Genomic DNA, 19,693 nt, shown 5'->3' on the forward strand with positions numbered 1-19,693 from the left:
CCAGCAGCTTGGCATAAGCGATATTGCAGGCCGCCTGCTTGCCCTGCGCGGTATTACGCCTGAACAGGCGGCGCATTACCTCAAACCCCGCCTGAGCGCCCTGCCCGACCCCTCCTGTCTGGTGGATATGGACCGCGCGGCCGAACGTCTGGCCCGCGCCGTGCAGGCGGGTGAATGTGTCGGCATTTTTGGCGATTACGATGTGGACGGGGCCTGCGCCAGCGCCGTTCTGGCGGCTTTTCTCGAAGAGCTGGGCTGCCCGGTTTTAACCCATATTCCCGACCGGATGACCGAAGGCTACGGCCCCAACCAACCGGCACTCGAAGCCATGGTGCTCAGGGTGCCAAGGTGCTGGTATGCGTGGATTGCGGCACGGCCTCGGCCAGTGTGCTCGACCCCATGAGCGCGCAGGCCGATGTTATCGTGCTCGACCACCACAAATCGGAAGATGCTCTGCCTGCCATTCTGGCCACGGTTAACCCTAACCGACCTGACTGCCGCTCGGGCCTTGGCAGATCTGCGCTGCTGCCCTGAGCTTTCTCGCCACGGTCGCCACCCGGCGCGCCCTGCGTCTGGCAGGCTGGTTTGCCACCCACCCCGAACCCGATCTCAGGCCCCTGCTTGATCTGGTAGCACTGGCCACGGTGTGTGATGTCATGCCCTTGCAAGGGCTTAACCGCGTTTTTGTCGCAAACGGGCTGGAAGTCATGGGCCGCCGCCAGCGTATCGGGGTTGCGGCTCTGCTGGAAGTGGCGGGCGTTACCAAAGCGCCGGATGCCTCATCCTGCGGGTTTGCGCTGGGGCCACGCATCAATGCGGGCGGACGGATAGCCGAAGCCGCCCTTGGCCTGCGCCTGCTCCGCTGTGCCGACCGCTGGAAGCCCGGCAGATGGCCGAAAGGCTGGATGCCGTCAACCGGCGCAGACAGGGGGTGGAAGCCGAAATTCTTGATCGCGCCATGCAGGAAGCCGCCGCCCAGAAAGAAGCCGGGCGTGGGGTTATTCTGCTGGCAGGCAAGGACTGGCATCCCGGCGTGGTCGGCATTGTAGCAGGCCGGATCAAGGAACGGTTCAACCGCCCCGCCCTTGTGGGGGCCGAGCAGGAAGATGGCACGATCAAGGGGTCTGGCCGGTCGGTTACCGGGCTGGATCTTGGCACGGTCATTATCGCTGCCCGGCAGGCAGGGTTGCTCAAGACTGGCGGTGGCCATGCCATGGCGGCGGGCTTTTCGCTCGAAGCCGAACAGCTTGACGCGTTTCATACCTTTCTGGACACGCGCCTGCCCGATGCCGCCACCCTGCCCGACAGGGTGGACCTGATGCTGGATGCCGTAGTGTCCGTGGCAGGCGCCACCGTGGAACTGGCGCAGGATATGGCCAGTCTGGCCCCCTTTGGCGCAGGCAACCCCGAGCCGGTTCTGGCCCTGTCACATGTCACGGTTATTCGCACCGACCGTATCGGCCGGGATGGCAACACCCTGCGTGTTCTGCTGAAAGCCGATAACAACGCACGGCTGAAAGCGCTGCTGTTCCGCGCGGAAGACAACCCCCTGACTGCCACGCTGGAAGATACCACCCGCCCCCCCCTACATCTGGCGGGCACCCTACGGGCCGAGGAGTGGAACGGACGGACAGATGTTACCTTCTTCATTCAGGATGCGGCGCGGGCCTGAGCACCCGCCTGCCACGCCTGACTGACTGAAAAACGCTTCTTAGCCGCCACGCGCGGCATCGCGCCGGGCTTCGACTTCCTTTTTCATCGCCTCCTGAACCTTTTCAAAGGCCCGGACCTCGATCTGGCGCACCCGCTCGCGCGAAATGCCATATTCATGTGCGAGGTCTTCAAGGGTGGAGGGGTCATCCTTGAGGCGTCGTTCGTTGAAAATACGGCGTTCGCGTTCATTCAGGGTTTCGAGTGCTGAGGCCAGCAGGGCCTTGCGACCCGACATTTCCTCGCTTTCGGCGTACAGCTCTTCCTGATTGTGCTGCTCGTCCACCAGCCGGTCCTGCCACTCGCTATCCTGATCGGCCCGCATGGGGGCGTTCAGGCTGTGGTCAGGGGCGGCCATGCGGCGGTTCATGTCCACCACATCCTGCTCGGAAACACCCAGCGTGCGGGCGATCTTGTCCACCTGCTCGGGGCGCAGGTCGCCATCATCAATGGCCTGCATCTGCCCCTTGAGCCGGCGCAGGTTGAAGAACAGCTTTTTCTGCGCTGCCGTGGTGCCCATTTTGACCAGCGACCAGCTATGCAGGATGTATTCCTGAATGGCTGCGCGAATCCACCACATGGCATAGGTAGCCAGCCTGAACCCTTTTTCGGGGTCGAAGCGGCGCACGGCCTGCATCATGCCGATATTGCCTTCGCTGATCAGCTCATTGATGGGCAGGCCGTAGCCCCGATACCCCATGGCGATCTTGGCAACCAGACGCAGATGCGATGTGACGAGTCTATGGGCGGCTTTTGTGTCGCCGTTTTCCTTCCACCGCCGCGAGAGCGAAAGCTCCTCTTCGGGGGTGAGAAGGGGGAATTTACGGATTTCCTGAAGGTACCTTGAAAGATTACTTTCAGGCCCAACATCAATAACGGAAGATACCATGGTCCTGACACTCCTTCCGCGCTGAAAACTCCCTTGGGCGTATTGAGGTTCCCGAGCCATGCGGGAATTACGCCAAAATAAGGCAAGCTCAGCGCCCGATGGACGTTTATCCGGCCTGTTGAACGCCCTCCGCATGAGCGACGGTCAACCCGGCCTGCAACCCACCCCGCCTGTTACGGGGTTACGGGCCTGACAGGACAAGCCTGCACTTGATGCGCCAATGCTGTCAAGAAAACAGCACCCCGGCATAACTGCCATTCAGCACCCACATCATCCTCTGCAATAGCCTCTAAAGCGGGGCCTGATCAGGCTTCCGCTTCGGCCAGCGCCTGTTCCAAAGCCAGCATGTCAGGCGGCATGGGGGTTTCGAACAGCAGGTCTGCGCCGGTGCGGGGGTGGGTAAAGCCAAGACGGGCCGCATGCAGCGCCTGCCGAGGGAAATCCAGCGCAATATCCCGCGCGGTAGTGGGGAGTTGCCGCGCAATGGCGGGCAGACGGCGCAGGTAAAGCGGGTCTCCCATGAGCGGATGCCCGTTAGCCGAAAAATGCACGCGAATCTGGTGTGTGCGGCCTGTTGCCAAACGACATTCCACCTTGGCGGCCGCGGTGCCGAACGCCCGCAGCGTGGTGTAGCGTGTCAGCGCCCATTTGCCGCCGCGCTCCGTCAGGGCCATGCGTTTGCGATCGCGCTTGTCGCGACCGATCGCCCCTTCGTACTCCCCATTAGCCGGAGCAGGCAGGCCCCAGCAGAACGCCAGATAGGCGCGGTCTATCCGCCGGGCGGCAAAATCTTCCGACAGGGCGATATGGCTTTTTCCGTCTTGGCCGCCACCATCACGCCCGATGTATCCTTGTCCAGCCTGTGCACGATACCGGGGCGGCGCTCTCCGCCGATTCCCTTCAAGCTGTCTCCACAATGGGCAATCAGGCCATTGACGAGCGTGCCCGTTTCATTGCCGGGGGCAGGATGCACAACCAGCCCGGCAGGCTTGTCCAGCACAATCAGGTCTTCATCCTCGAACAGGACGGTAAAAGCCACAGCCTCGCCCTCCGGTGTGGCGGGAGCGGCAGGCGGCACATCCAGCACCACCACCATACCCGCGCGCACAAGGGTTGCGGGCTCTCGCACGCAGTTCTCGCCTATCGACAAGCACCCCGCTTCAATCAGCCCCTTGATGCGCGAGCGCGACAGCGCGGGCAGGCAGGCGGCCAGATAGCGGTCCACCCGCTCACCCGCCTGCGCGGCCTCCACCACGCAGGCCAGACGCTCTCCACCAAAAGGTGCGCTTGACGCCGTATAGACCTGCGGGGCGACAGAATCCTGAGCATGGGGGCTGCTAACATGGGGGCTGGGCGTATTCATAGGCGGAGCCATACCGTACCGCTGGGCAGGCCGGAAGGAAAACAGCGCGCATAAGCCCCAAAGGAGCAGAGGGGCGCGCAACACCGGCCTTTACCTGACGGGCTGATCTGCGCCATTCATCAAAACCAGCATGCCCCAACCCACACCCCCCGCGCCCCGCGCGCGCCACCGCCCCGCTTTCCACCGCAATGGCGCTGGCAGCCTGTGCGGCAGTGCGCAGGCGGCGACAGCTTGTGCTGGGCCTGCTTGCGGCAGGGGTTCTGCTCTCCATTCTGGCGGACTGCGCCATTGGCCCGGCCTCTCTTTCGCCCGGCGCGCTGCTGCATGCCCTGTTCAGCCCCGATACCGCCCCGCCGGATACGCGCCTGATCCTGTGGCGCATCCGCCTGCCTTACGCGCTGATGGCCGCCTGCGTAGGGGCGGCACTCGGGCTGGCCGGAGCGGAAATGCAGACGGTCCTTGCCAACCCGCTGGCCAGCCCGTTCACGCTCGGCACCTCTGCTGCCGGGGCGTTTGGGGCCTCGCTCTCCATTGTGCTGGGCTGGCACATACACAATGTGCCCCAAACGTGGATTATCGCGCTCAGTGCCTTTGTGTGTTCCATGCTCTCGGTCTGGCTGCTGGAAGCACTCACGCGCCTGCGCCAGACGGAAACCGGCCGGGCTGAAACCAGCACCGTGATTTTATGTGGTGTTGCTCTGGTGTTTTCCTTTCAGGCTCTTGTGGCGCTGATGCAGTTCATTGCCAGCGAAGATACCTTGCAGGACCTTGTTTTCTGGACACTGGGCAGCCTGACACGCGCCGCATGGCCCGCTATCGGCCTGCTGGCACTCGCTCTGGCACTCACCCTGCCCTTTGCGCTTGGGGCTGCCTGGCGGCTGACCGTTCTGCGCATGGGGGAGGAGCGCGCGGCCAGTCTGGGGGTGGATGTGCCTCGCCTGCGCCGCGCCGCACTGCTGCGCATCAGCCTGCTGAGCGCGCTGGCCGTGGCCTTTGTGGGGGTTATCGGTTTTGTGGGGCTGATTGCGCCACATATCGCCCGTGGCCTTGTGGGGGAAGACCAGCGCTACACCCTGCCCGCAAGCCTGCTGAGCGGAGCATTCATTCTTTCCACCACGGCATTGCTGGCGCGTGTACTGGTGCCCGGCGTGGTTGTGCCCACGGGAATTGTAACCGCTCTGGTGGGTATACCGTTTTTTCTGGTCATTATCCTGCGGCAGAAACCCGGCGCATGACGATGGAACAGGCTGGCAAGGCACATGAGCACACACCGCAGTCGGGCGAAGGCCTGAGGGTGCGGGGGCTGTCTGTTCGCCATGGGCAGCATACGGTGCTGCATGACATTACGGCAGGCCCTTTTCCGCCCGGCAGGCTGTGCGCCGTGCTCGGCCCCAATGGCAGCGGCAAATCCACTCTGCTGCGGGCCATGGGCGGGCTTGTGCCCGCATGCGGGCAGGTCAGCCTGCATGCTCAGGCCCTTGATGGGCTCGACCTGCGCACCCGCGCGCGCTGTGCTGCACCCTGCCCCAGACCCTGCCCGAACCGTTGCGCCTGAGCGTGCTGGAAACCCTGCTAGCCGCGCGCCGCGTAGCCCACCCGGCTCAGGCGGATGACATTCCCGCCGCACTGCACTGGCTGGAGCGCATGGGGATCGAAGCGCTTGCCCTGCGCCCGCTCAACACACTTTCTGGCGGGCAGCGCCAGCTTGTAGGGCTGGCGCAGGCACTCAGCCGCCACCCGCGCGCCTTGTTGCTGGATGAACCTCTGAGCGCACTAGACCCCCATTACCAGTACCGCATGCTTGATCTGCTGCGTGAGGAAACCGCCCGCTCGGGGCTTGTCTGCATTCTGGTTCTGCATGACCTCAATCAGGCACTCAACTGGTGCGAGACAGCCTGCATTCTGCATGAAGGAACGGTGCGGGCCTTCGGGTCACCACGCACCATTCTTACCCCTGCCCTGCTGCGTGATGTCTACCGTATCCATGCCTGCGTGGACACGGGTGCACAGGGGCAGGATTTCATCAGCGTGCAGGGGGTGGAAGCCGCGGGTCAGGTACCGCAGAACGTATAGCGCACCCGCTCATCCGCACCGGGTGGGAGAGCAAAACGCTCATGGCCCGGCTGTTCCTCATAGGGGTTAGACAGCACGGCTAGCATGGTTTCGAAGGGGGTAAAATCCCCCTGCTCCACCGCGCTGCGGATCATGGCCTCGACCAGATGGTTGCGCGGGATATAGCATGGATTAACCGCACGCATGGCCTGCGCACGGACCTCGGGCGGGCGGCTGTCATCCTGCTGCAAACGCTGGCGCCAGCGCTCCAGCCATGGTGCAAAGGCCGGAGGCAGGGCAGACGTATCCTCCCCCGTCAGCACGGAGGGCTGGCTCAGCGCACGAAAAGTGCCTGTCAGATCCGCGCGTGTCTGCTGCATGGTTTCGAGCAGGGCGGCAAACAATGCTTCATCCGCATCCTGCCTGAGCGCCAGCCCCAGCTTTGCGCGCATGCCATCAAAATAGACCGCATGAAAACGACTATTGAACCTGACAGCGCCTGCCGGGCCCGCACCGGGCGTTCATCCTCATCATCGCTCAGCAGCGGCAGCAAGGTCTCGGCCAGCCGGGTCAGATTCCACAAGGCAATGGTGGGCTGGTTGGTATAGGCGTAGCGGCCCTGCTCATCGATAAAGCTGAAAACCGTAGCCGGGTCGTATTCATCCATGAACGCGCAGGGGCCGTAATCTATGGTTTCCCCCGAAATGGCCATGTTGTCGGTGTTCATCACGCCATGGATAAACCCGACCAGCATCCAGCGCGCCACAAGGCTGGCCTGCGCGGCCACCACGTTTTCCAGAAATATCAGGGCAGGTGTTGCACTCTGCAACGCCTGCGGGTCATGCCGGGCTATGGCAAAATCCAGCAACTGGCGCAGAGCGGCGGGGTCTCGCCGGGCGGCGACATACTGAAACGTGCCAACCCGCAGGTGGCTGGAGGCCACGCGCGTCAGAATCGCACCGGGTAGCAGTGTTTCACGTTGAACCCTCTCCCCCGTGCTGACAGCAGCCAGCGCGCGGGTCGTGGGGATGCCCAGTGCCGCCATGGTTTCGCTTAGCAGGTATTCGCGCAGCACAGGCCCCAGTGCAGCCCGACCATCGCCCCGGCGTGAAAAAGCCGTAGGCCCAGCCCCCTTGAGCTGGATCTCGCGCACATGCCCTGCCCGGTCGCGCACATCGCCTAGCAACAGCGCCCGGCCATCGCCCAGAGCCGGGTTGTAGTAGCCGAACTGGTGCCCGGCATAAGCCGTGGCCACCGGCTCCACCCCGGCAGGCATGCTGTTACCCGCCAGCATGGCCAGTCCCTGCGGCCCGGCCAGCCAGCGCGCATCCAGCCCGAGTTCCGCCGCAAGTGTACCATTAAGCCTAATCAGCGCTGGGGCTGTTACGGGCGAAAGGGGGCCGCGATCGTACATCCATTCGGGTAATTGCGTGAAGCTCTGCGCCATAACCGGGGGCATGGGTGCCTGCTGCTGCTCGTCCATGGCGTTAGGGCCTCGCGTGTTTCATGATCATTCCTGCCCGCCCTCGCGTGTTCGGGCGGGTCGTGCATCCTGCCCCATCTCTGGCACAGCCGCGCTGATCATGATAGGGAGAAGCACCGCCGCGAACAGCCCGGACAGGCCGTAAAAACCCGTGCCTGCCGCTCTGAAAACCATGACACGGAGAACCGGCCCACTGGTCCTGACACCAGCGCCACGGAGACGCCAGAACCGATGACCACAGCCCCCGACACCCTTTTCAAGATCACACGCAAGACAGACGGCATTAGCGCTGCGGAACGCGAACACATTGTCGCGAATCCCGGTTTTGGTCGTGCTTTTACCGACCACATGGTTGTCATTACCTTTACGGAAGGCCGGGGCTGGCATTCTCCCGAGATCATGCCGCGCCAGCCGCTGGTGCTGGACCCGGCCGCCTCGGTCCTGCACTACGCGCAGGAAATTTTCGAGGGCATGAAAGCCTATCGTGCGGCTGATGGCGGTATTCTGCTGTTCCGCCCCGAAGCCAATGCCCGCCGCTTTCGCAAGTCAGCCGAGCGTATGGCCATGGCCGACCTGCCTGAAGACCTGTTTCTTGAAGCGGTCAGCCAGCTTGTCAGCATCGACCGCGACTGGGTGCCCGCACCCGAAGTGGGCACGCTGTATATCCGCCCCTTCATGATCGCAACCGAAGCAGCTCTGGGCGTCAAACCCGCCTCGGAATTCAAATTCATCGTGATCGCCTGTGCTGCCGGAGAATATTTCTCCAAGGAATCCGGGACGGTAAACGTATGGGTGGAAGAAAGCTCCGTGCGCGCCTCACGCGGGGGGACGGGTACTGCCAAATGTGGTGGCAACTACGCCGCCAGCCTGACCGCCCAGATGGAAGGCAAGGCCCATGGCTGCCAGCAGGTGCTGTTCCTTGATGCGCAGGAACGCCGCTGGCTGGAAGAAATGGGCGGCATGAACGTAATGATGGTGATGGAGGATGGCACGCTGCTGACCCCCCCGCTCGATAGCGGCACCATTCTGCACGGGATCACCCGTGACTCGCTGCTGACCCTCGCGCGGGATCAGGGCCTGACCGTGCGCGAAGAACGCTACGCGATCGACCAGCTCTACAGCGATGCCGCCTCGGGCAAGCTCAAGGAAGTATTCGCCTGCGGCACGGCCGCCGTGGTCACGCCCATTGGGGCTTTCAAGGGCGCGCATGGCGAATGCACCATTGGCGATGGCCAGACCGCTGGCCCCGTCACCAGCCGCCTGCGGCAGGGCCTGTGCGATATCCAGTTCGGTCGTGCGCCCGACCCGCATGACTGGATCAAGCGCGTTGTCTAAACAGTAACCGGCCTTACGGCCCGGTCGGGTCTAACCACCCAACCGGGCCGTGCGCCACGCAGAAAGCCCGCTCAGGGTCAGGGCCGCCATGGGGGCCGCAAACCCCAGCGCCCCCACCCATGTCACAAGGACCATGGGCAGGCTGGGGTCCATACCCCCCTGTGCTTTCAGCCCCGCTGCCAGCAGCCCAACCCCCACAAGCCTGCCCGCCAGCCGCATGATGCGCCCAGCCCGGCTACCCAGCAGAATACGGTCAGCCCCCCACAGCGCCAGCCCACGCTCCGACAGCAGGGCCAGCAGCAGCATGCCGCCCCAGTCCAGCATAAAAACCCATACCGGCATGGCTTACCCCCCTTTACTGGCGGACAGACGACGCGCAGCAGACGGGCGTGCCCCCTCCGCCTGCCCTGAACGGCCACGCCACAAAGCAAGGCCGCAGGCAACCGCCGCCGCCAGACAGACAAGCGCCACACCCTGCGCCACGCCCCCACGCCATGGGGCGCTTAGCCCCACCAGCGTCAGCATGGCCACCAGCAGACACACCAGCAAAAGCCGTGCGGCCATTATCCGGGGCAGCGCCAGCGCCACACCCAGCAACAGCAGCCACACCACCAGCACCACCAATTGCTCGGCTTCCGCCCGCCCGACCATACCGACAGGCAGCACACGATTGGCCAGCATAAAACCCGCCAGCGCCACCGGCACGCCATAGGTCATACCCACGTTAAGGCGCGCCACACATTCCACCCCAGCACCACCCCCTTGCCGCAGGCGGCGCGTGACCCACATCCGCAGGCCACTGGCAATAACCAGTGCTAGCAGCACGCTTGAGCCGAAATAGAACCAGCGCGTTACCCCCGGTGCAAAACGCGCATCATGCAGGCCGTACAGCACGCCAAAGGCCACCACCACGGGCCGGTTTTCGTAATAATCCGCCAAAATACGGCCTGTGGTGCCTTCAAAACGCAGGACATGCGTATCAAGCCCGATCCGGCGCGCATTGCCCCCTGTCACCACCACCACGGAGGCGGCATCCGTGGGATTGTAGAGATAAACCTGCCCTATGCCATCGCCCTGCATCCGGCGCAGCGCTTCTTCAAGCATTGGCGTCAGGGGCACCAGAGCCGCCTTATGCCCCGCGGGTGGGGGCGCGCTCATGGCGGGTGTCAGGTCATCGCCCAAATCCATGGCCTGCGCGCCATAAACCGCGCTGATACTCCCCGGCAGCAGCATGGTGCTGAGCAGCACCGCCCCGCTCAAAGCAATCATGAGGTGAAAAGGCAGGGCTGCAACCCCGGCCAGATTATGGACATCCAGCCAGCTCCGTTGCCCCTTGCCGGGCCGGAATGTGAAAAAATCAGCGAAAATACGCTTATGTGTCACAATACCTGTCAGCAGGATCAGCACCAGCGCCACGGCTGCGATAGCCGCAATCAGCCGCCCCCATGGGAAGGGGAGCATCAGCTCGAAATGCAGGTTGTAAAAGAAATCGCCCCCCATTGTCTCACGCGCGAGGGGCTGGCCTGTCCGGGCGTCGAGCAGGCGCATGTTGCTCTCATCCTGCTGCCACCAGATTGCCTGTGTGGCGGGCATACGCGCAGAGGCCACATTCAAATACCATGCGGGGGCATCGGGCGCATTGTGTTCAAGCCAGTCAACCGCCGCCTGTGTGGAAAGAGCGGGATTAATGGCCTCAGCCTTAGCTCGGGGTGCATCCAGCAGGTTATTTCGGAGCGAAAGACGCTCAGCCCCCCTGCCAGCACCATAATAAACAGCACCCAGCCAGTTATCAGCCGGCCCAGTCATGCAGCCAGCCCATGGAGGCGCAAAAGCTTTTTTTCATGGTCGCCACCCGCCAAGCCACGCCCCCCCCGCCAAGGCGGCAGCCAACAGCACGCCAACAGGCAGAACCCTCCCAACCCGGCGCGTGGCAAAGCAGAACATGACAAAGCCGGGCCATACCAGCAGGCCTATAAAACACCCTGCCAGCGCTTTTTCCGCCCGCGAGGCCGGAAGCCAGACCGCAAGGGCAATGCCTGCCAGCGTGGCCAACCCATACCCGCCGGCAATACCGGCAAAGGCGCGCAGGGCAACACCCCACCGCTCCCGAGCACTGGTGTTACCAGCTATAGGCAAGGGTTGCCTGCGCGTTGCGGCGTTCGCCATACCAGCACCATTCACTATAGGCCGATCCATAACAACTTGCGATGTAGCGCTTATCAAACAGGTTGCGCACGCTCGCGGAGAGTATCCAGCCACGCAAGGATGTATGAGCTGCCGCAAGATCGTACCGAAAAGCCGCATCAAACACTACGTAACTGGGAATTCTGATATCCTTGACCGAAGCCGTGGAACCACCATAGGCCCTGGCCTCGTAACGCAGGCCTCCGCCAAACCCCACGCCTTTCAGCCGCCCTTTGGATAGCGTGTAAAAAGCAAACAGTGAGGCATTGCCGCGCCCGGACTGCACAAGCGGCTTGCCGGTGGACTCATCATGCACATGCTGGGCACTGAACGCGGCTGTAACCATCAGATTACGATGAACATCCATATGCGCCTCGAACTCGAAGCCATCCGAGCGCACCCGGCCGCTTTCGATGCTGTAAACCGCATCCCCCACAGACACCAGCACATTGCTCTGCTCGATATGAAAACCCGCGGCACTCAACAGAACCGGCGTGCCGGGTATCTGATATTTCACCCCGCCTTCAAGCTGCCGCCCCACGGAGGGATCGGCCTGATGGGTGGTGCGCCCTCCGTTTTCCGACACAATGCCTGACTGCGGCTGAAACGATGTGGAGTAGCTGATATAGGGGGCCAGCCCGAAACTGAAGTGATACAGCCCGGCCACCCGGAACGAAATCTGCGACGGGTGCTGGCTGTTGCTGGAATTGGCCAGATATTCCTGCTGGCGGGCCGTATACCAGTCATTGCGCAGGCTGCCGGTCAGATAAAGCGAGCCTATGCGTAGTTCGTCCTGCGCGTATACGCCAATCTGCTGCTGGCGGGTATTGTAGTCCGATGCAAGCGGCGGCACGGGAATGCCGCCACCATAGGTCGGGTGCAGCACATCCAGCGCGGGCGCACTGCCTGCGCGGGCCAGTTCGGTGGCGTGGGTATAATCGTAATCCACCCCCACCATCAGCGTATGATTGACCGGGCCTGTCTGCACATGGCCGAGTATCTGCGTATCCATGGCCACACGGCGTAACTGCTCATCACTGCCAAAAGTGGCGCGCTGCACGGTTGTGGGCGAGAGCCATTTGCCTGTTGTGTACACGCTTTCATAATCGGTTTTGATGTCGTCGTACCGTGCGCGGGACACCAGTTCCCATGCGTGACTGAAATGGTGGGTCAGGATATAGGTAAAGGAGCCCTGCTTGCGCCGGTATTCCTCAAAAGCCTTGTCACCATCATAGAAATCACGCGCGATCCAACCCGAAGGCCCCGGCACGAGAGACCCCACCAGCGGCACCGACCCGTAGGAGGCGTTTGTGGGGTCATACTGATAATTGCCCAGCAGGGTCAGAGTAGTAGGGCCATCTCCACCAAAGGTTACGGCAGGGCTGATGCTGAAACGGCGGCTACCGGTCTGGCTAAGCTGGCTGTGTGAACCATTGACCGTGCCATAAAGCCGGTAGCGAACCTTGCCGTTATCCGCAGCCCAGCCGCCCACATCCGCATCCACACGATACAGATCGAAACTACCGCCGGTTGCGGCCACACTGCCGTACGAACGCGCCTCAAGCGGCATTTTGCTCGACATTTCCAGCAACCCGCCGGGGCTGGACTGGCCATACAGCGCGGAAGACGGACCTTTGAGCACCTCAACCCGATCCACCCGGAACATATCGATCTGTGGTGTGGCATAACCTGTGGGGCTGGCCTCGAGCTTCAGCCCGTCCAGATAGGCTGGTACGGTAAAACCGCGCAGAGCGAACATATCATACCGCGTGGCAGTAGCCCCGCGCTGGTCCTGCGTGATCCCGGCTACATAGCGCACGGCCTGACTGAGGCTGAGCACGCCGCGCACATCCATTTCATTGCGGGTGATAACCGTCACGGACTGGGCGGTGTTCACCACCGGATGGTTTTCCGTTTTGGTGGCGATGGACGCCGTGGTGGAGGTTCTGTGCCCATGCACCATAAGCGACTTACCGCCCCGCCCGCTGCCCGGCCGGGCCGTGCTGCCATGCCCAGTTTCGGCCCAGACCGTACCCAAAAAGCCCGCAGGCCCCAGCACGGCAAAAGCCAGCACTCTGGCTCCCTGCATGACTCTTGTGTGGATGATCCTGCTGCCAGAACGGCCCGTTTTGGCTGACACGCGCACTCCCCCCGCTATGAGCAGGGCGAACTATGGTGGCAGCCCGGAGCCGGGGCAATCGTATTTTAAAATATTTTTTAATATGCAATCCAGCCCTGCGCGCAGGCCGCATCCCGCGCCGGTATGGTGCAGGCAGAACGCCCACACCACCCGCAGCAGAATTGCGGCTGCAAAAGCAGCCTGCACGCAGCATCACCCGTTACCAGCTATAGCCAATGGTGGCCTGCGCATTACGCCGCTCACCATACCAGCACCATTCGGTGTAGCAGCTTGCGACATAGTTCTTGTCGAACAGGTTGCGTACGCTGGCCGCGGCACTCCACCCCTTGAGAGACGGTGAAAGCTGGGAGAGGTCGTACCGCAACGACCCGTCAAACACGACGTAACTGGGAACCGTGACATCGCCACTGGCAACCGTGCCGCCATAAACCTTGGCCGAGTAACGCAGGCCGCCGCCAAACCCCAGCCCTTTAACCGGGCCGCTGGGCATGGTGTAGAATGCAAACAGCGACGCATTGCCCTTGCCCGACTGGACAAGCGGCTTGCCGGTCGAATCATCATGCACGCTCTGGGAACTGAAAGCGGCCACTACCATCAGGTTCTTATAAACATCCACATGGGCTTCGAACTCGAAACCATCTGAATGCACCTTGCCGCTTTCCGTGCTGTAGGCAGTATTGGGAACCGAAACCAGCACATTGGTCTGCTCGATATGAAAGCCAGCGGCTGTCAGCAGAACCGGCGTGCCGGGGATCTGGTATTTCACCCCGCCTTCAAGCTGTTTACCCAGAGATGGGTTGGCCTGGCGCGTGCTCAGCCCGCCATTGTCGGACACAATGCCCGATTGCGGCTGGAACGAGGTGGAGTAGCTGATATATGGCGAAAGCCCGAACTTGAAGTGATACAGCCCCGAAGCCCGGAACGTGATCTGTGAGGCACTCTGATCCGTGGCACTACCGCCGATATATTCGTTCTGCTGGGCGGTGTACCAGTCATTACGCAGGCTGCCGGTCAGATAAAGCGAGCCGATACGCAGTTCATCCTGTGCATACACGCCATATTGCTGCTGGTGCGTATCGTAATTGGCGTAAACACCCGGCGTGGCGATCGCGACACCATAAACCGGGTTCAGCACATTCAGCGTTGGTGCGCTGCCGGAGCGTGCCAGTTCCGATGCCGTGCTCTGCTGATAATCAAAACCCGCCATAAGTGTGTGGTGAACCGGCCCTGTATTCACATGCCCACGGAACTGGTTGTCAAAGGCCAGATTATGCATGCGCTCGTTGGTGCCGAAAGTGCCGCGCTCCAGCTCGGTTGGCGAAGCATAGGTTCCTAGACTGTAAACGCTTTGATAAGCGGTGCTGACATCATCGTACCGCCCGCGTGAGGTGAACGACCAGTCCTTGTCGAAATGATGCGTGAAAATATAGGTAATGGCTCCCTGCTTGCGCTTGAACTGCTCATAGCCGGTATCGCCATCGTAAAAGTCACGCGGCAGCTTGCCATAGGGAGCGCTGACCAGTGATCCAACCCGCGGCACCGACCCATAAGAGGCGTTTGTGGGGTCATACTGGTAATTGCCCAGCAGGGTCAGGGTCGTGGGGCCATCGCCGCCGAAGGTAAAGGCGGGGCTGATGCTGAAACGGCGGCTGCCGGTTTTGGTCAACTGGCTGTGCGAGCCATTGGCCGTGCCATAAATCCGGTAGCGCACCATGCCGTTATCCGTGGCCCAGCCGCCCACATCCGCATCCACACGATACAGGTCAAAGCTGCCGCCAGTTGCGGCCACGCCGCCATAGGAGCGGGCTTCGGTTGGCAGTTTACTGCTCAAGGCCACAAGCCCGCCGGGGCTGGACTGGCCATACAGCGCCGAGGCCGGGCCCTTGAGAATTTCGATCCGGTCCAGTCGGGATGTATCGGTCTGGGCGGTGGCATAGCCCGTGGGGCTGGCCTGAAGTTTCAGCCCGTCCAGAAAAGTGGGCACGGAAAAACCGCGCAGGGCAAACATATCATATCGCGTGGCGGTGGAACCGCGCTGGTCCTGCGTTATGCCCGCCGCATAGCGCACGGCCTGATTGAGGCTGAGCACACCACGCACATCCATTTCATTCCGGGTGATCACCGTCACGGACTGCGCGGTATCGACCAGCGGCGTGTCGGTCTTTGTTGCGGAGGAGGCAACGGTAGAGGCACGCCTACCGCGCACCATCACCTGCTCATCGTCCGTGCTGGCAACCGGCGCCTGTTTGGCCCCATGGGCGGCGGACACACCGCCACCTGCCTTGAGTTTGGCTTCGGATGAGCGGAGAGCAGGGGCTGCTTCCTCCTTTTCCGCAGCGTGCACGGAGGGGGCTGCAAAACTCAGCCCCACGACAAGACAGGCCAGACCGGAATGTTTCATTGAGAATAACACTCATTAACTTTTACTGCGGGGAGCGCACATTGCCGTTAATGAAAACTATTCGCAACTGATTCGGAGAAAAATCCATGGGGTGAAATGCTGGACAACCCGCCGCAAGGCGCATATCCCCAGAAACATGCTGAATGACCTGCTGGCCTGAGCCCATGACCGACCCCACGCCCCAAGCGCCCCATCTGGTTCTGGTAGATGGCAGCGGCTTCATTTTCCGCGCCTTTCATGCCCTGCCCCCCATGACCAGCCCCGACGGTGTGCCCGTCAACGCGGTGTATGGTTTTGCCACCATGCTGGCACGGCTGCTGCGCGAACATGCCGGAACGCATCTGGCCGTGCTGTTCGATGCCAGCCGCCAGACCTTCCGCTCCGAAATCTATCCCCAGTACAAGGCCCACCGGCCCGAGCCGCCGGAAGACCTGCGCCCGCAGTTCAGCCTGATCCGCGATGCAACGCAGGCTTTTGGCGTGCCCGGCATAGAGCTGCCCGGCTGGGAAGCCGATGACTTGATCGCCTCCTACGCCGTAGCAGTGCGCGCAGCAGGCGGCACCTGCACCATTGTTTCGTCCGACAAGGACCTGATGCAGCTTGTCGGCCCCGGCGTGTGCATGCTCGACCCCATTCGCCAGACCCCCATCGGCCCGGCGGAAGTGGAGGCCAAATTTGGCGTCCCCCCCGAAAAGGTTATCGACGTTCAGGCACTCATGGGCGACCCCACGGATAACGTGCCGGTGTGCCGGGTATCGGCCCCAAAACCGCCTCAGCTTTGGTGAACGAGTTCGGCACGCTCGAAGCGGTGCTGGACGCAGCGCCGGACATGAAAAAATCCAAACGCCGCGACATGCTGATCGAGCATGCACAGGCCGCCCGCCTGTCGCTCCAGCTTGTCACGCTCGCACGCGATGTGCCCCTGCCCGTTCCGCTGGAAGAACTGGGCACGCGTGAGCCCGATCTGAATGTGCTGGCTGAATGGTTTGCGCGCATGGGCTTTCGCTCCATGCTCAGCCGTATGGGTATGGCCCAGCCCGCCAGCGCACACGCCCACCGCAGCGCCCGCGCTACCGCCCATGCCAGCGCCAACGGCCTGCCTGATCCGGCTGAGCAGAACGCCGCCCCGACTACGGCACAGGCCGTCAGTAGCGCGCCGTATGACCAGTACGAAACTGTCCGCACGGCACAAGACCTGCAAAAATGGATCAGCACCGCACAGGAAGCTGGCCTATGCGCGGTCGATACTGAAACCGACGGGCTGGACCCGCTCAACGCCGGGCTTGTAGGTTTTTCCCTTGCCACTGCACCGGGGAAAGCCTGCTATGTGCCCCTCCGGCATGAAGGCACGCTGGAAGCACCAACCGGCGAGCAGTTGGAACCCGCTGTAGCCCTGGACCTTCTTCGTCCCCTGATGGCAGACGATGCAACGCTGAAAATCTTCCACAATGCCAAGTTCGACCTGCTGGTACTTGACCATGCCGGGCTGCCGATAGAGCAGAACCGGGCCGTGGACGACACGATGCTGATCTCCTACAGCCAGTCCGCAGGTCTGCACGGACAGGGTATGGACGAGCTTTCCGCCCTGCATCTGGGCCACACCCCCATTACCTATGACAGCGTAACCGGTACTGGCCGGACGCGGATTCCCTTCGCGCAGGTGCCGGTGGACAAGGCCACCACCTACGCGGCGGAAGATGCCGATGTCACCCTGCGGCTCTGGCACGCCCTGCACCCCAGCCTGCGCACCAATCAGGCGCTCTCGCTCTATGAGCAGATCGAACGCCCGCTTGTTCCCGTTCTGGCGGATATGGAAAAGGCAGGCATTGCCGTGGACAGAGCAGAACTGGCTCGCCTGTCCGCCGATTTTGAAGCGCGCATGAAAGACATGGAAGCCGGCATTTTCGACGCAGCGGGCCGGGAGTTCAACATTGCCTCCCCCAAGCAGCTTGGCGAAATCCTGTTTGATGAAATGGCGCTCAAGGGTGGCAAGCGCGGCAAGGCCGGGGCATGGGGCACGGATTCCGCCGTGTTGCAGGACCTTGCCGATCAGGGCCACGACCTGCCCGCCCGCGTGCTGGAATGGCGCCAGCTTGCCAAGCTCAAATCCACCTATACCGATGCCCTGAGCCGTCAGGCCAGCAGTGCGGGGCGGGTTCATACGTCGTTTCAGATGGCGATCACCACCACCGGCCGCCTGTCCTCCACCGACCCGAACCTGCAAAATATCCCTGTCCGTACGGAAGAAGGCACGCGCATCCGGCAGGCCTTTATCGCCCCTGAAGGCCGCAGGCTGATTTCGGCCGACTATTCGCAGATCGAACTGCGGCTGCTGGCCGATGTGGCCAATATTCCCACCCTGCGTGAAGCCTTTCACATGGGGCAGGATATTCACGCGCGCACCGCCTCCGAAGTGTTCGGTATCCCCATTGAAGACATGGACCGCTGACACGCCGCCGCGCCAAGGCCATCAACTTCGGTATTATCTACGGTATTTCAGCCTTTGGGCTGGGGCGGCAGCTTGGCATTCCCGCGGGCGAGGCGCGTGCCTATATCGATGCGTATTTTGCCCGCTATCCCGGCATACGCGACTATATGGAGCGCAGAAAAGCCGAGGCACAGGAACATGGCTACGTACTGACCCCCTTCGGGCGGCGCTGCTATGTGCCGGGCATCAAGGAAAAAAGTGCGGTCCGCCGACAGTATGCGGAACGACAGGCTATCAACGCGCCCCTTCAGGGCGGGGCTGCGGATATTATCAAACAGGCCATGGTGCGCCTGCCCCGCGCGCTGCATGAAGCCGGGCTGCACTCAGCCCGCCTGCTGCTACAGGTGCATGACGAACTGCTGCTTGAAGCCGAAACCCACGAGGCCGAAGCCGTGGCTGAAATGGCCAGAAACGTCATGCAGGCGGCAGCAACTCTGTCCATACCGCTGGTTGTTGAAACCGGCATAGGCCAGAACTGGGCGCAGGCCCACTAGCAACACACCCACCGGGCGGGCCAGACCGCCACGCCCCCACGGAGGTTGAAAAAACTATGACAGGCCCAGAGCAGCAGACACCCCCCGGCAGCATCCCCGCGTCCTCAGGCAGGCGGCGGCGTGTACTGCTGGCCACTCTGGCAATCGTGGTGCTGGCGGGGGCCGGGGGCTGGGCCGCCACCCGCTACGCCCTGCACCATAGTGTGACGCTCAGCACCTATGGCAACGCCGTGGGCGGCTCCTTCCGGCTGATGGACGCCACAACCGGCACCATGACAGACCAGACCTTCCGTGGCCGCTGGATGGTTGTGCTGTTCGGCGCGACTCACTGCACAGATGATGCCTGCCGCCCCGCGCTGAAAGCCATGTCCGACACGCTGGATACGCTGGACCAGAGCGGGCGCAAGGCCGTGATCATTTTTGTCAGCCTCGATCCTGACCGTGATGACGCCGAACGGCTGCGCCAGTACGGCGAAAGCATCAGCCCGCGCGTGGTGGCCGGTACGGCAGCCCCCTTCGCGCTGGCCGATCTGGCCAAGGAATACCACGCCCCCGTGGATCGTGTGACCGACCCGGAATGGAGCTACACCATGCGGATGTCACCGCAGTTCGTGGTTATGGACCCCGATACCCGCTATCGCGGCATGATAGACGCCAGCGCCAGTCCCGCTTCCATGGCAACAGATCTGCGCCGGATCATGTCCGGCACATCCGACAACTGACAGCCTGACAGGCAGGCCATGGCGCTTCTGTCCTCCATCCGGGGCTGGCAACCTTTTACAGCCCTGCGTTTTTACGGCTCTCTGGCCGTAACGGGGCTGATTTTCGCCGGGCTGGACGCGGGCTCGTATCTGCTGCGCCGCCTGCGCCCCGAAGGGGTTGACCGCAGGCGAGCGGGGCAACGCTGGCTCCATGCCCTGTCCCGGCTCGCCGTACGCTACCTGCACGCAGCGGGTATTCTGGATTGCGACATGAGCGCGCTTGCCCCCCTGCAGAAAGATGGGCCGCAGCCTCTGGTGCTGGTTGCCAATCACCCCTCCCGGCTAGACAGCCTGCTGCTGGCCTCTGCCCTGCCCGGCATGACCTGCGTAACCAAAGCCTCCATCTGGGACCGCGGCGTGCTGGGCAGCACCCTGCGCACGGCAGGCTATATC

At 62.5% G+C, this 19,693-nt stretch carries 12 protein-coding genes and 5 pseudogenes; 8 read left to right on the forward strand and 9 right to left on the reverse strand.

The window, feature by feature from the left end; all coding sequences use genetic code 11:
• Window positions 1–1,672: pseudogene (recJ, locus tag JCM25143_RS18875) on the forward strand (single-stranded-DNA-specific exonuclease RecJ); the annotation flags it as partial.
• Window positions 1,673–1,711: 39 nt separating this feature from the next.
• On the opposite strand, the gene rpoH reads toward recJ, so the two are convergent.
• Window positions 1,712–2,599, reverse strand: a complete 888-nt coding sequence (rpoH, locus tag JCM25143_RS10820; RefSeq protein ID WP_025861150.1) for an RNA polymerase sigma factor RpoH — start codon at window positions 2,597–2,599, stop codon at window positions 1,712–1,714.
• Between the two features lie 305 nt (window positions 2,600–2,904).
• Window positions 2,905–3,962 (reverse strand): annotated as a pseudogene (locus JCM25143_RS18880) (RluA family pseudouridine synthase).
• 188 nt (window positions 3,963–4,150) lie between these two features.
• Between JCM25143_RS18880 and JCM25143_RS10830 the strand changes: the two are divergent.
• The 3 genes from JCM25143_RS10830 to JCM25143_RS25260 are packed head-to-tail and all read left to right on the forward strand — an operon-like array spanning window position 4,151 to window position 6,035.
• On the forward strand, window positions 4,151–5,197 hold the full coding sequence (locus JCM25143_RS10830) for a FecCD family ABC transporter permease (protein ID WP_025861151.1): 1,047 nt from the start codon (window positions 4,151–4,153) through the stop codon (window positions 5,195–5,197).
• A complete protein-coding gene (locus tag JCM25143_RS25255) occupies window positions 5,194–5,517 on the forward strand; it encodes an ATP-binding cassette domain-containing protein (protein ID WP_148300104.1) in 324 nt (107 codons plus the stop codon). Before JCM25143_RS10830 ends, JCM25143_RS25255 begins: the two co-directional genes overlap by 4 nt.
• 2 nt (window positions 5,518–5,519) lie before the next feature.
• Window positions 5,520–6,035, forward strand: coding sequence for an ABC transporter ATP-binding protein (locus JCM25143_RS25260; RefSeq protein ID WP_369347371.1), 516 nt, complete (start codon window positions 5,520–5,522; stop codon window positions 6,033–6,035).
• Here JCM25143_RS25260 and JCM25143_RS18890 read toward each other — a convergent pair.
• Window positions 6,014–7,497 (reverse strand): annotated as a pseudogene (locus JCM25143_RS18890) (protein adenylyltransferase SelO). The gene JCM25143_RS25260 and the pseudogene JCM25143_RS18890 overlap by 22 nt on opposite strands.
• Window positions 7,498–7,524: 27 nt before the next feature.
• Window positions 7,525–7,671 carry a hypothetical protein gene (locus JCM25143_RS22375; protein ID WP_159101634.1) on the reverse strand — a complete coding sequence of 49 codons (147 nt, stop codon included), beginning with the start codon at window positions 7,669–7,671 and terminating at the stop codon, window positions 7,525–7,527.
• A 57-nt stretch (window positions 7,672–7,728) separates the two neighbouring features.
• On the opposite strand from JCM25143_RS22375, the gene JCM25143_RS10850 reads away from it, so the two are divergent.
• Window positions 7,729–8,832, forward strand: coding sequence for a branched-chain amino acid aminotransferase (locus JCM25143_RS10850; protein ID WP_025861152.1), 1,104 nt, complete (start codon window positions 7,729–7,731; stop codon window positions 8,830–8,832).
• Between the two features lie 30 nt (window positions 8,833–8,862).
• Here the strand turns inward: JCM25143_RS10850 and JCM25143_RS10855 are convergent, their stop codons facing one another.
• The 5 genes from JCM25143_RS10855 to JCM25143_RS10875 form a co-directional block, all read right to left on the reverse strand.
• The gene (locus JCM25143_RS10855) at window positions 8,863–9,174 is read right to left on the reverse strand and encodes a hypothetical protein (protein WP_025861153.1); all 312 of its coding nucleotides are present in this window, start codon (window positions 9,172–9,174) and stop codon (window positions 8,863–8,865) included.
• Window positions 9,175–9,177: 3 nt separating this feature from the next.
• Window positions 9,178–10,638 (reverse strand): PepSY-associated TM helix domain-containing protein, encoded by a 1,461-nt coding sequence (locus JCM25143_RS18895; RefSeq protein WP_051543251.1) that lies wholly within the window; start codon window positions 10,636–10,638, stop codon window positions 9,178–9,180.
• A gap of 33 nt (window positions 10,639–10,671) precedes the next feature.
• Complete coding sequence (locus tag JCM25143_RS10865) at window positions 10,672–10,968, reverse strand: hypothetical protein (protein ID WP_025861154.1); 297 nt, start codon at window positions 10,966–10,968, stop codon at window positions 10,672–10,674.
• Window positions 10,952–13,105, reverse strand: a complete 2,154-nt coding sequence (locus tag JCM25143_RS10870) for a TonB-dependent siderophore receptor (RefSeq protein WP_025861155.1) — start codon at window positions 13,103–13,105, stop codon at window positions 10,952–10,954. Before JCM25143_RS10870 ends, JCM25143_RS10865 begins: the two co-directional genes overlap by 17 nt.
• Window positions 13,106–13,355: 250 nt before the next feature.
• Window positions 13,356–15,557, reverse strand: coding sequence for a TonB-dependent siderophore receptor (locus JCM25143_RS10875; RefSeq protein WP_035371018.1), 2,202 nt, complete (start codon window positions 15,555–15,557; stop codon window positions 13,356–13,358).
• Window positions 15,558–15,721: 164 nt separating this feature from the next.
• On the opposite strand from JCM25143_RS10875, the pseudogene polA reads away from it, so the two are divergent.
• From polA to JCM25143_RS10890, 3 genes and pseudogenes are all read left to right on the forward strand, one after another.
• Window positions 15,722–18,539 (forward strand): annotated as a pseudogene (polA, locus tag JCM25143_RS18900) (DNA polymerase I).
• Between the two features lie 56 nt (window positions 18,540–18,595).
• On the forward strand, window positions 18,596–19,261 hold the full coding sequence (locus JCM25143_RS10885) for an SCO family protein (RefSeq protein ID WP_025861157.1): 666 nt from the start codon (window positions 18,596–18,598) through the stop codon (window positions 19,259–19,261).
• 18 nt (window positions 19,262–19,279) lie between these two features.
• Window positions 19,280–19,693, forward strand: a pseudogene (locus tag JCM25143_RS10890) (hypothetical protein); the annotation flags it as partial.

It is taken from the genome of Acetobacter papayae JCM 25143 (assembly GCF_000613285.1).
Taxonomy (GTDB): domain Bacteria; phylum Pseudomonadota; class Alphaproteobacteria; order Acetobacterales; family Acetobacteraceae; genus Acetobacter; species Acetobacter papayae.